This is a genomic window from Massilia sp. Root133, assembly GCF_001426525.1.
Classification (GTDB): domain Bacteria; phylum Pseudomonadota; class Gammaproteobacteria; order Burkholderiales; family Burkholderiaceae_D; genus Telluria; species Telluria orientalis.
In genome coordinates this window covers 108,799-120,691 of record NZ_LMEW01000010.1, presented here as the reverse complement: position 1 = coordinate 120,691, position 11,893 = coordinate 108,799, and the positions used below count along the sequence as shown (strand labels likewise).

Genomic DNA, 11,893 nt, shown 5'->3' with positions numbered 1-11,893 from the left:
ACAAGCAGTCCGGACACGGTCCGCTGCAAGAATCATGCGTGGGGCGTATCATTGAGGCTGGCAATCAGCAAGGAGAAGCTCATGAATCAGCGACGCTCTTTCCTCAAAAGTTCCGCCGTCCTCGCATCGGTACTCGGTGCCCCCGCCATCCGGACCAGCGCCAAGACCCTGCCGGATGCGCCCGTCTCCCCTGTGGCGCCGAACGAGCGCATCGTGCGCCTGTACAACACGCACACGGGCGAAAGCCTGCGCACCATTTTCTGGGCCGAGGGCGAGTTCATCCCCGAGGCGATGCAGGACATCAATAAACTGCTGCGCGACCACCGCAACAACAAGATCTCGGCCATCGATCCGAAACTGCTCGTCTTGCTGGACCGCATCAGCGCCCAGTACGGCAACCACCCGACCGTACACGTGATCTCGGGTTATCGCTCGCCGGAAACGAACGAGATGCTGCACGAAAAGACGGGCGGCGTGGCGAAGCACAGCCTGCACATGGAAGGCAAGGCGATCGACGTGCGCATTCCCGGCCAGGACCTGGCCAAGCTGCACAAGATCGCGATGGCGCAAAAGGCGGGCGGGGTCGGCTATTACCCCGACTCGCAGTTCGTGCACATGGACGTCGGCCGCGTGCGGTACTGGTGACCATGCGCCGGGCCGTCGCGCGGATGGTGCCGTTGCTGCTGGGTGCGCTGTGGGGCACGGCCCCGGCGCAGACGGCACCGGCGGATCAAGGTATCCAGACCGTCACGGTCACGTACACGCGCGACCCGGTCGACAAGTCGTATCGAAAAATGATCCGCGGCATGGAGCGGTTCCAGCGCGAGCATGCGCTGGCGCCGCAGGCCACGTTGCGCTTCCGCCTGCTGCCCCGTTCGCCGACCGTGGACATGCACGGCATCACGCTGCGCGTCATCGGCGACCACATCGCGGTGCCCGTCCCGGTCGCGCCCGACAACAGTTTTACGCTGCCGCGCAATGAACAGGCGTTGCAGGAAGACGCGGCCGTCGTCGCCAACCGCAAGACGACGAGCATGACATGGCGCGCGCAAGTCATGACACCGGGCCTGCCGCCCGGCACGCGCCGGCTGGGCGACTTGCGCCTGGAGTGTCTCGTCGGCATGGAAGCAGGGCTCGTGTCGAACAGCTCGCCCCTGTTCGGCTGGATCTCGAACGCCCTCACGCGTCCCGAACAGGTATGCAACAGCCCCGACGGCAATTTCCTCTTCTTTAACGAACGTCCCGTGTTTGCCGTGATGCTGCGCGCGGGCGAGCGCACGGAAATCCTGCCGTTCCGTTTCCTGTACGCGGGCGGCGACCAGACGCGCGACATGCTGCCGTTCTGCGACTGCCAGGTGCTGCTCGACCGCACGTACTATGCGCCGATCTGGGACCGCAGCTGGCCGGACGACACGCTCGTCAGCTTCGAGACCATGGAGGATGCGCCATGACACTGCGCCTCTTGCTGGCGGCCATCTTGTTGTCCGGCTGCGCCACGCGCGCACCGGAACCCGGCACGAGCGTGGCCGAGTCCCGCTTCGACCAGCTCGTCGTCCCCGGCCGCACGACGCGTGCCGAGCTGCTGGCCACGTTCGGGCCGACGAAGACGGTCGTCTTCGATTCCGGCATGGAGACGTGGTTGTACACCGCCCCGGCGGCCGGCGGGCACACGGAACTGGTGCTGCTGCTGGGCCGCGACGGCATCGTGCGCAAGATGCGCAAGCGCCCGCCCTACCCGACCGACCCGAAACCCTGAAGCGGATTCCATGGCAGAATCCTCCCTGCCATGCATACCTTGCCCACCTCCCCCGAAGCCGTCGTCCAGCGCCAGCTCGACGCCTACAACGCCCGCGACCTCGACGCGCTGCTCGCCACCTATGCCCCGGACGCCCGCCAGTACGCGCTGCCGGCCACCCTGCTGGCGACAGGCCACGCGGAGATGCGCCCGCGCTTCGCCACCCGCTTCGACGAACCGGACCTGCACGCGCACCTGTTGCAACGCGCCGTGATGGGCAACATCGTCATCGACCACGAAGTCGTCAGCCGCACGTTCCCGGAAGGCCCGGGCAAGGTCGACCTCGTGGCGATCTACGAAGTGGTCGACGGCCTGATCCATTCACAGACCGTGCAGGTCAGCAACCAGCGTCTGGACGCGCAAGCGGCCTGAATCGGTGTACAGTTGAGCATCATTGTTTTGAGAAAGATGACGATGCGCAGGATCAGCGGGGCGCTGCTGGCGCTGACAGCACTGGCGTACTTACAAACGGCGCGGGCCGACGGGCTCGACCCGACCGAGCAAAAAATCGTCGCGGAGATCAAGGCGCATGCGCCGCAAGCGCTCGCCCTGCTCGAGCAGAGCGTCCTCATCAACAGCGGCACGATGAATACCCGCGGCGTGCGCGACGTGGGCGCCCTGTTCCGCAAGCAGTTCGACGCCCTCGGCTTTACCACGCGCTGGATCGAGCTGCCGCCCGGGATGCGCCGCGCCGGCCACCTCGTCGCCACGCGCGACGGCAACCGCGGCAAGCGCCTGCTGCTGCTCGGTCACCTCGACACCGTGTTCGAGCCCGGTTCCGACGTGCCCATGTGGAAGCGCGACGGCGACAAGGTCCGCGGCCAGGGCGTGTCCGACATGAAAGGCGGCGACGTGATCGTCATCGAAGCCTTGCGCGCGCTGCACCGCGTGGGCGCCCTCGACGGCACGCGCATCGCCGTCATGTTCACGGGCGACGAGGAAGAAGCGGGGAATCCGAAGAGCGTGTCGCGCGGCGACATGGTGGAGCTCGCCAAGCGCAGCGACGTCGCCCTCAGCTTCGAGGGCAGCATCCCCGACAAGAATGGCCAGGCGACCGCCACCGTGGGCCGGCGCGCGACGGCCACGTGGGAGCTGGAAGTCAAGGCGCGCCAGGGCCATTCGATGGCCGTGTTCGGCGCCAACGGCTATGGCGCCGTGTACGAGACGGCGCGCATCCTGGACGCCTTCCGCCAGCAGGTGATCGAGCCGGGCCTCACGTTCAATCCGGGCGTGATCCTGGGCGGCACCGAGGTCGCGTTCGACGAAGCCACCTCGCGCGGCACCGCATTCGGCAAGACCAACGTGATCGCCAACACGGCCACCGTGAAGGCCGACCTGCGCTACCTGGACTACCCGCAACGCGACCGCACGCAAGCACGCATGCGGGACATCGTTGCGCAGAACCTGCCCGGCACCAGCGCCACCATCGCGTTCCACGATTCCTATCCGCCGATGGCCGTGACACCCGGCAACCTGAAAGTGCTGGACCTGTATTCGCGCGCCAGCCAGGATGCCGGGCTTGGGACGATCGCCCCCTTGCCGGCGGAAGCGCGCGGCGCGGGCGACATCCAGTTCGTGGCGCCGCTCCTCGACAGCCTCGACGGCCTCGGCGCGAGCGGCAACGGCGCCCACTCGCCGAACGAAGACCTGGACGTGGGCTCGATCGAACGGGGTGCCGTGCGCGCGGCATTGCTGATCTATCGTTTGACGCGTTGACGCTCGTCGAATTTCTTCAACCGGACACGCTACCCGAACCGGGTAATATGCACACATGGCACGACTGATACTCACCTTCCCCGAAGACCAGTACTACTACACGACCTTGCTGACGGTGCGCGTCACCGACATCAATGCCGGCAACCACCTGGGCAACGACTCGATGATCTCGATGATCTCCGAGGCACGGGCCCGCTTCCTGTTCGAATACGGCGTCTCGGAAACGGAGGGCGACGGCACGGGCATCATCGTGACGGACCTCGCGACGACCTACCGCGCCGAAGCGCATGCGCGCGACCAGCTGCTGTTCGAAGTGGGCGTCATGGACTTCAACAAGTATGGCGGCGACATCATCTTCCGGGTCACCCGTCCCAAGGACAAGACCCTCGTCGCGATGGCCAAGCAGGGCTTCGTTTTCTTCAACTACAAGACGAGCCAGGTCGTCGCCATGCCGGAAGACTTCCGCGGCAAGTTCGACCGGGTGAACTGGATCGACTGAACGCGCGCGAAATAGCTGGAACTTTCTCCCCCTCCCGCTGGAATATGGGTAAAGACAATGACCCATGACCACACCAACCACTGACACCGACCTGCTGCGCCAGACGCGCAGCGGCGCCGCCGACGCCTTCGCGGCCTTGTACCGGCGCCACCAGGGTCCGCTGTACCGCTTCGCGCTGCTGCGCTGCGGCTCGGCGGACACGGCCGCCGACGTGGTCCAGGAAACGTTCATGGGCCTGCTGACGGATCGGTTCCGCTTCGATCCGCTGCGCGGACAGTTGCAGCACTTCCTGTTCGGCGTGGCGCGCAACCTGATCCTGAAAAACGAGACGGCACACCAGCGCCACGTGGTGCTGGACGGCGGCGACGACGGCGACGACGAGCTGCCGGACGACGCGGCCTGTCCGCTGGCGCGCCTGCTGGACAACGAGACCGCCGAGGAAGTGCGGCGCGCGCTGGCGCTGCTGGCCCCGCACTACCGCGACGCCGTCATCCTGTACGAGATGCACGACCTGTCGTACGCCGAGATCGCCGACATCTGCCAGGTCGACATCGGCACCGTGCGTTCGCGCCTGTCGCGCGGCCGGGCGGCGCTTGCGAAGCGCCTGGCCGGCTGGCGCGCCACGGCCGGCGCAGCATGAAAGGATAGTCATCATGGACATTCGAAACACGACCGACCGCGATCCCCTGTTCGACGCCCTGCGCGCCGAGGTGGGCCGGCTGGACGCCCCGCGCGGCGTCGAGAAGGAATTGCTGCAAGCGTTCGCGAAGCTGCACCCGCCGAAGCGCCGCTGGTATCACAGGCTGGCCGTGCGTCCCGCCGCGCTGGCCGGGGGCGTCGTGGCCGGGGCGCTCGTGCTGGCGTTCGCCGTGCGGGCGCCGCACCCGGTCGAGGACGGCCGCGCCGGCGCGCTCGTCGCGCTCGACGGCAACGGCGTGTTCATCGCACTGGATTCGGCCGAGCGCATCGCCGCGGAACCGGCGCCGCGCATGGTCGCCACCGATGTGCCGCGCACGAGCCTGGCCGCGCTGGGCGTGCCGCTGACGCCGGAAAACGCGGGCGATTCCGTCCGGGCCGAGATGCTCGTCGCGGCCGACGGCCAGCCGCTTGCCCTGCGCCTGAGTGCCATTCAATAACGAAAGAGGATGCCATGACTACCAAACATGTTGTGATCGCCGCCCTGCTGGCTGGCCTGTTCGCCCCGGCGCTGGCCGAGGATACCCAGGGCCGCGCGTCCGACGGCGCCATGACGTTCCACTTCGATAGCATGAACGTCGACGCGCGCACCGGCGCCGCCGTGATGCGCTCGAACATCGTCAAGACCGCGCCCTACAGTGCGCAGATGGTGACGGAGTTCGCGCAGGCGCTGGCCGACGGCAACCAGATCGCCACGCGCCGCACCACCATGACGTACCGCGACAGCGCCGGCCGCACCCGCCAGGAAATCCGCGACGACAAGGGCGATGTCGTCACCGTCACGATCAACGATCCGGTGAGCGGCACGAACCTGATCCTGCACCCGCAGAACCGCACGGCCGTCAGGATCAATCCGGGAGCGACGGCGCGCGCCGCGGCCGATGCGGCGCGGGCGAAAGTCGACCAGATGCGCAAGGACGGCACGCTGCCCGCCGGCAGCCAGGACATCATCGTGAAACGCGTGCAAGGGATCGACGACGCCGAACGGCAACGCATCCAGCGCGACGTGCGCATCCAGGTGTCGCGGGCGCTGGCGGAGAACGGCACGGCGCTGCGCGACATGCAGATGCAGGTGGCGCCGCTGATGAACGGCGCGTTCGCCGACGTCAAATGGTCGACGAAGGCGGCGACGAAGGACCTGGGCACGCGCGATTTCGGCGGCATCAAGGCCGAGGGCAAGCTGCGCAGCTACGAGATCCCGGCCGGCGCGATCGGCAACCGCAACGCGATCGTCGTCGCGGACGAGACGTGGACGGCGCCCGACCTGCAGGTGACGGTCTACACGAAACACAGCGACCCGCGCAGCGGCGACGTCGTGTTCCGGCTCGAGAACATCAAGCGCGAGGAACCCGCGCCGGCGCTCTTCACCGTGCCGGCCGATTACACGGTGCGCGAAGCGGGCGGCCGCTGGCGCGACAGGATCGGCCGCCCCGACAAGTGACAGTGAATCAGCGCCGTTTCTTCTGGATCGGCGCGATGGTCTTGTCGAACCAGTCGTCGATCATCTGCTTCTCGTAGCGATACGGCTCCGAATCGAAGTAGTGGCTGAACGTCTGCTGGTAATTCATGTCCTGCAGCTGCGACTGGCCGCTCTTGATCACCTGGCCGTTCTGCTCGATCGCATAGTTCAGCTCCATGCGCGGCCAGTCCGCGCGGCCGGTCATCACGCGCAGGTCGCGGCCCAGCCGGGTACTCGGAATGAGGCGGCCGGCCGGGTCGAAATCCGTGATTTCGATGCGCAGGTCCTCGCCCGGCGGCAGGTTCGCGCCCAGCTTTACGAAGTGGTCGGTGATCTGGTCCAGCATCTCCTTGCGTTCCCAGCCCGGGAACGGCAGGTCGTGGAAATTCTCGGGGTGCACCCACGTGACGTTGACCGCGGCGGACGCACTGCCCGCTGCCAGCGCCAGCAGGCCCGCCAGGGCCATCGTTTTCATGAACGCTTTCATGATGTTCTTCCTTTCGTCGTCATCCAATACAACCGTTTATACCTCATTCTTATACGCCGGTTTCCATGCCGGGTCCGTTATCGATTCGTCTTAGTTTGTATCGAAATGTTAGTCCGCGCACAGGTGTCCCGGGCTCTTGCACAGCACAATCCCGAACGGGACAACGCAAGCGAGGAAGCATCATGCCGGAGGGCCCGTCGCTGGTCATCTTGAAAGAGCAGACGGCCCCGTTCGTGGGCCAGGAAATCGTGCGTGCCGAGGGCAATACCTGGGCCATCGACACGACGCGCCTCATCGGCCAGCCCGTCGTCGCGCTGCGCACGTGGGGCAAGCATTTCCTCATCCAGATGCCGACGATGGTCGTGCGCATCCATTTTCTCCTGTTCGGCACATACCGCGTGAACGAGCGGCGCGACAAGCCGCCGCGCCTGTCGCTCGGCTTCGCGGACGGCGGCGAGCTCAACTTCTACGCCTGCTCGGTCAAGGAGATCGACTGCGACATCGACGCGTACTACGACTGGGCCGCGGACGTCATGTCGGATGCATGGGATCCGGCTTTGGCGCGCAAGAAGCTCCGTGCAGCGCCGGACACGCTCGCCTGTGACGCCCTGCTCGACCAGGACATCTTCGCCGGCGTCGGCAATATCATCAAGAACGAGGTGCTGTTCCGCATCCGGATCGATCCGCGGTCCAGGGTCGGCGCGCTGCCGCCGGCCAAGCTGCGCGCTCTCGTGCAGGAAGCGCGCCAGTACAGCTTCGACTTCCTCGAGTGGAAAAAAGCGTTCACGCTCAAGAAACACTGGCTCGCGCACAACCAGAAAACCTGCCCCCGCTGCCATATCCCCTTCCACAAAGCGAACCTGGGCAAGACGAACCGCCGCAGCTTCTGGTGCGAGCGCTGCCAAAAGCTGCATGAATAAGGCGGAAACAATAGGGAAACGACACGTTGCGACATTGTGACTTTTTGCAGTGCGTCATTAATATTTCTTGTTGTTAATGGTCACTGCTCATACTACAATTATTTCGGACCGTGCTGCCTTACCTCAAAAACCTCGTGAGATCGTCAAATGTCCTTCCTGTCATCCGCCGCGCCGAAGCTAGCACCATGGAAAGTACTGCTCGTCGACGACGAACCGGACATCCATGACATCACCAAGCTGACGCTCTCCCGCTTCCGCCTCGACGGCCGCAGCCTGTCGTTCCTGCACGCCTACAGCGGCGCCGAGGCCAAGGCCATCCTGGCGCGCGAGAAGGACATCGCGCTGGTGTTCCTCGACGTCGTCATGGAGCGCGAGGACAGTGGCCTGGAAGTGGCGCGCTGGATGCGCCAGGAACTGGACAACCAGTTCACCCGCATCGTGCTGCGCACGGGCCAGCCGGGCCAGGCGCCCGAGGAACGCGTGATCGTCGACTACGACATCAACGACTACAAGGAAAAGACGGAGCTCGACCGCACCAAGCTGTTCACGACGACGTTCGCCGCCCTGCGCGCCTACCGCGACATCATGAAGGTGGAAGACGCCCGCCGCGTCCAGCAGAATTACCGCGAAGGCCTGGAGCGCGTGATCTCCGCGTCCACGCATCTGTTCAGGCAGCGCAATTTGAAAGATTTCGCCAGCGGCCTGCTGCAACAGGTCGTCGCCCTGCTGCGCCTGGAGCAGAGCATGCTGCTGCGCGTGGCCGGCGCCAGCGTGATCACGGGCGAGAGCCAGTACGAGATCCTCGCGCGCATCGGCGACGTCGGCGACCAGGACATCGGCCCGGAACTGATCGCCCAGCTGGACGAGGCACGCCACAACCGCATTTCCAAGCTGCATGGCGACACCTATGTCGGCTACTTCCCGAACAGCAGCGGCAAGGCGTCCCTGCTCGTGCTCAAGGGCGTGGAAGAAATCGACGAGATCGATGTTCAATTGCTCGACGTCTTTTGCTCGGGCGTCGCCATCGCCTTCGACAACATCCTGCTGAACCAGGAGATCACCGATACCCAGGCCGAGCTGATCCTGCGCCTGGGCGACGTCGTCGAATCGCGTTCGAACGAAGCCGGCAACCACGTGCGCCGCATGGCCCAGGTGTGCCACCTGCTGGCCCAGGAATCGGGCATGTCCGACGACGAGACGGCCGTGCTGATGCATGCGGCGCCGATGCACGACGTGGGCAAGATCGCGACGCCGGACGCCGTGCTGCTCAAGCCGGGGCGCCTCACGCCCGAGGAATGGGACATCATGAAGCAGCACCCGACCATCGGCCTGCAGATCCTCGACGGCTCGCAGCGCCCGATCCTGAAGGCGGCCGCCGTGATCGCCCACCAGCACCACGAGAAATGGGACGGCAGCGGTTATCCGCAGGGACTGAAGGGCGCGGACATCCACCCGTATGCCCGCATCGTGGCCGTGGCCGACGTGTTCGACGCCCTCACGCACGAGCGCGTGTACAAGAAGGCGTGGCCGATCGACCAAGTGCGCGACTACCTGCGCGACGTGGCGGGCCAGCACCTCGATCCGCACTACGTCGACATCCTCATCAAGAACCTCGACAAGGCCGCCGAGATCAACGCGCGCTGGCCGGACTGAAATCGATGTCATCGCTGGGACAATCCCGGCGGAGTCAGGTAGTATGCAGAGCTTCGAGGCAATACTGTCCCGACTGCCATCCGGCCCATGCGTATCCGAACCCGACTGCTGCTCCTGATCCTGGCCATTCTGGTCCCTGCCCTCCTCGCGGCGGTACTGGCCGTCTGGTATGTCTATCAGGAAGAGCGGCGCGCGCAGGAAACGAGCGTCAAGGAAGCCGTGCGCGCCTTCACCCTCCTCGTCGACAACGAACTGGAGATCAGGGAAGGCATCCTGCGCACGCTGGCGAATTCCCCCGCGCTGGCCCGCGGCGATCTCGACACCTTCTATCACCACGCCCATTCGGTGGCGCCGCGCGGCGAGACGGCGATCCTGCTGCTCGACCGGGACGGCCGCCAGCTGCTCAACACGCGGGTCGCGCCGGGCGCGCCGCTGCCGCCCGGCCGCGCGTCGAACCTCGACGCGCTGATGCAACGGGACGGCGCCGACCGCACCCTCGTCTCCGACCTGTTCGTCTCCTCGCTCAGCCAGCGCCATGCGGTCGCCATCCAGGTGCCGGTGCACGTGGACGGCACCTTGCGCTACTTCCTCGCCATGAGCATGAACGCCGCCCAGCTACAGGCGCTGCTGGGTGAACAGCGCTTCCCGCCCGACTGGCAGGCCGCCATCGTCGACCGCACCGGCCGGCTGATCGCGCGCTCGATCGACCCGGACCAGTACCGGGGCCGCTCGGTCAGCGACGTGGCGCTGGCCCAGTTCGCCGCCCACCGCGAAGGCGTGTTCTCGAACAGGAACCTGGCCGGCATCCCCGTGCAGGCCTTCTTCAGCACCGTGCCCTCGTCGAACTGGAAAGTCCTCGTCAGCATTCCGACGGAAGACCTGCGCCGCGTGCCGCTGCATGCGGCGGCCTTCCTGGCGGCCATCATGGCCGTCATGCTCGTGCTGGCATCGGTGGCCGCGCGCTGGTTCGCGCGCCGCGCCGCCATCCCGATCGAATACCTGGGCCGCAGCGCCGCGGACCTGGGCGCCGGCCGCGAAGTGCACTACCGGCCGCAGGGCATCGTCGAGATCGACGCCGTGGCGCAGCGCATGGCCGACGCGAGCCGCCAGATCCTGACCGCGCAAGCCGTCCTGGAGCAGCGCGTGGCCGAAGCCGTGGCGGCCAGCGAGCGCGCCCAGAGCGCCCTCGTGCGCGGCCAGAAGCTGGAAGCCCTCGGCCGCCTCACGGGCGGCATCGCGCACGAATTCAACAACCTGCTGCAGACGCTGACGACCGCGCTGCAGCTCGCGTCCCTGACGGCGAACCAGCCCAAGGTGCTGAGCCTGATCGACACGTGCAAGCGCACCGTCAGCCGCGCCACCGCGCTGACGACCCGCCTGGGGTCGTTCGGCCGCGTGCAGGATGCGCGTTTGCTGACGGTCGACCCGGGCGAGCAGGTGCGCGGCTCCGTCCAGCTGCTGCGCGGCGTGCTGCGCCAGGGCACGCGCATGGAAGTGCATTGCGGGAACGACCTGTGGCCCGTCACCGTCGACCCCGTGCAATTCGACCTGGCCCTGTTGAACCTGGCGATCAATGCGCGCGACGCCATGCCGGACGGCGGCCGGCTCGCCGTCGACGTGCGCAACTGCATCCTCGAACCGACCATGGAACGCACGGGCGGCGACTACGTGTGCGTGAGCGTGACGGACACGGGCATCGGCATGCCGCCCGACGTGCAGGCGCGCGCGCTCGACCCGTTCTTCACGACGAAACCGCCGGGCCAGGGCTCCGGCCTCGGGCTGCCCCAGGCCTACGCATTCGCCACGCAGTCGCGCGGCTGGCTGACCCTGGCGAGCACGGTCGGCGCCGGCACCACCATCGAGATCTACCTGCCGCGCTCGCTGCAACCGCTGTCGGCCACGGCGGCGCGCACCGACGGCCAGGCGCCGGGGCACGGCAGCGGGCGCGTGCTGTTCGTCGAAGACGATCCGTTCGTGCGCGAAGCGGTCGTGCGCGGCCTGGAAGACTGCGGCTTCGACGTGATGGTGGCGGCGGACGGCGACAAGGCGCTCGCCATGCTCGACGCCGGCCTCGACGCCGACGTCGTGTTTTCCGACATCGTCATGCCCGGCAAGGTCAGCGGCATCGACCTGGCCGGCATCCTGCACGAGCGCCGTCCCGGCCTGCCGGTCGTCCTCGCCACGGGCTACACCGACCAGCGCGCCGTCATCCCGGGCGTGCAGGTCCTCGCCAAACCCTACGAGATCGACCAGCTGGTCGAATTGCTGGCCAACCTCTCCGGCAACCGCTGAACCTTTACAGCGTCAGCGTGACGTGCTCGCCGGCCACGGCGACCGTGCACCTGGTCGCGCCCGCCGTACGGCCCGGTGCCGTGCTGCAGTCGGCGCTGACCTGCTTGCCCTGCCAGGTGCCGTCGAACTTGCCGTCGCCGTGCAACAGCGACACGTGGTCGTCGATGACCTTGTCGCCGTTGACGAAGATGCGCACGCCGGAGCAGTCGATCAGCGCGCCTTGGATATCCAGCTTGCCGTCGCGGCTCGTGTAGTGATTTCCGGTTACCGGCGACAGCGCCGCGCAGCCGGACATTGTGACGGCCAGCACGGCCGCGATCATGAACTTGGTTGACATCTTTGTGTAATCTCCGCTTATCTGCGCGGTTCTCTTCAG

General features: G+C 66.6%; 14 protein-coding genes. 12 read left to right on the top strand and 2 right to left on the bottom strand.

The window, feature by feature from the left end; translation table 11 throughout:
- The first annotated feature begins 81 nt into the window (after positions 1-81).
- The 9 genes from ASD28_RS10220 (at position 82) to ASD28_RS10180 (ending at position 6,147) form a co-directional block, all read left to right on the top strand.
- Positions 82-645 carry a DUF882 domain-containing protein gene (locus ASD28_RS10220; protein ID WP_056126832.1) on the top strand — a complete coding sequence of 188 codons (564 nt, stop codon included), beginning with the start codon at positions 82-84 and terminating at the stop codon, positions 643-645.
- A gap of 2 nt (positions 646-647) precedes the next feature.
- Positions 648-1,451: a hypothetical protein gene (locus tag ASD28_RS10215; protein WP_056126831.1), complete on the top strand. Its 804-nt coding sequence runs from the start codon at positions 648-650 to the stop codon at positions 1,449-1,451.
- Positions 1,448-1,756 carry a hypothetical protein gene (locus ASD28_RS10210; protein ID WP_056126830.1) on the top strand — a complete coding sequence of 103 codons (309 nt, stop codon included), beginning with the start codon at positions 1,448-1,450 and terminating at the stop codon, positions 1,754-1,756. The genes ASD28_RS10215 and ASD28_RS10210 overlap by 4 nt, the downstream gene beginning before the upstream one ends.
- Before the next feature lie 30 nt (positions 1,757-1,786).
- Positions 1,787-2,167 carry a nuclear transport factor 2 family protein gene (locus tag ASD28_RS10205; RefSeq protein WP_056126829.1) on the top strand — a complete coding sequence of 127 codons (381 nt, stop codon included), beginning with the start codon at positions 1,787-1,789 and terminating at the stop codon, positions 2,165-2,167.
- 36 nt (positions 2,168-2,203) lie between these two features.
- On the top strand, positions 2,204-3,511 hold the full coding sequence (locus tag ASD28_RS10200; RefSeq protein ID WP_056126828.1) for a M20/M25/M40 family metallo-hydrolase: 1,308 nt from the start codon (positions 2,204-2,206) through the stop codon (positions 3,509-3,511).
- 55 nt (positions 3,512-3,566) lie between these two features.
- Complete coding sequence (locus ASD28_RS10195; RefSeq protein WP_036237916.1) at positions 3,567-4,010, top strand: thioesterase family protein; 444 nt, start codon at positions 3,567-3,569, stop codon at positions 4,008-4,010.
- Between the two features lie 64 nt (positions 4,011-4,074).
- Positions 4,075-4,650 carry an RNA polymerase sigma factor gene (locus ASD28_RS10190; protein ID WP_056126827.1) on the top strand — a complete coding sequence of 192 codons (576 nt, stop codon included), beginning with the start codon at positions 4,075-4,077 and terminating at the stop codon, positions 4,648-4,650.
- A gap of 13 nt (positions 4,651-4,663) precedes the next feature.
- Complete coding sequence (locus ASD28_RS10185; RefSeq protein ID WP_056126826.1) at positions 4,664-5,146, top strand: hypothetical protein; 483 nt, start codon at positions 4,664-4,666, stop codon at positions 5,144-5,146.
- A gap of 14 nt (positions 5,147-5,160) precedes the next feature.
- Entirely contained in the window at positions 5,161-6,147 is a 987-nt protein-coding gene (locus ASD28_RS10180; protein ID WP_082579122.1) for a hypothetical protein, read from the top strand.
- A gap of 7 nt (positions 6,148-6,154) precedes the next feature.
- Here the strand turns inward: ASD28_RS10180 and ASD28_RS10175 are convergent, their stop codons facing one another.
- Complete coding sequence (locus tag ASD28_RS10175; RefSeq protein ID WP_229412269.1) at positions 6,155-6,652, bottom strand: DUF3016 domain-containing protein; 498 nt, start codon at positions 6,650-6,652, stop codon at positions 6,155-6,157.
- A gap of 182 nt (positions 6,653-6,834) precedes the next feature.
- On the opposite strand from ASD28_RS10175, the gene ASD28_RS10170 reads away from it, so the two are divergent.
- The 3 genes from ASD28_RS10170 to ASD28_RS10160 all read left to right on the top strand — a co-directional run bounded on the left by ASD28_RS10170 (position 6,835) and on the right by ASD28_RS10160 (position 11,517).
- On the top strand, positions 6,835-7,572 hold the full coding sequence (locus ASD28_RS10170; RefSeq protein WP_056126823.1) for a DNA-formamidopyrimidine glycosylase family protein: 738 nt from the start codon (positions 6,835-6,837) through the stop codon (positions 7,570-7,572).
- A gap of 147 nt (positions 7,573-7,719) precedes the next feature.
- Positions 7,720-9,225, top strand: a complete 1,506-nt coding sequence (locus ASD28_RS10165) for an HD domain-containing phosphohydrolase (protein ID WP_056126822.1) — start codon at positions 7,720-7,722, stop codon at positions 9,223-9,225.
- A gap of 87 nt (positions 9,226-9,312) precedes the next feature.
- Positions 9,313-11,517 carry an ATP-binding protein gene (locus ASD28_RS10160; RefSeq protein WP_056126821.1) on the top strand — a complete coding sequence of 735 codons (2,205 nt, stop codon included), beginning with the start codon at positions 9,313-9,315 and terminating at the stop codon, positions 11,515-11,517.
- A gap of 4 nt (positions 11,518-11,521) precedes the next feature.
- Here the strand turns inward: ASD28_RS10160 and ASD28_RS10155 are convergent, their stop codons facing one another.
- Positions 11,522-11,854 (bottom strand): hypothetical protein, encoded by a 333-nt coding sequence (locus ASD28_RS10155; protein ID WP_056126820.1) that lies wholly within the window; start codon positions 11,852-11,854, stop codon positions 11,522-11,524.
- Positions 11,855-11,893: the final 39 nt, after the last annotated feature.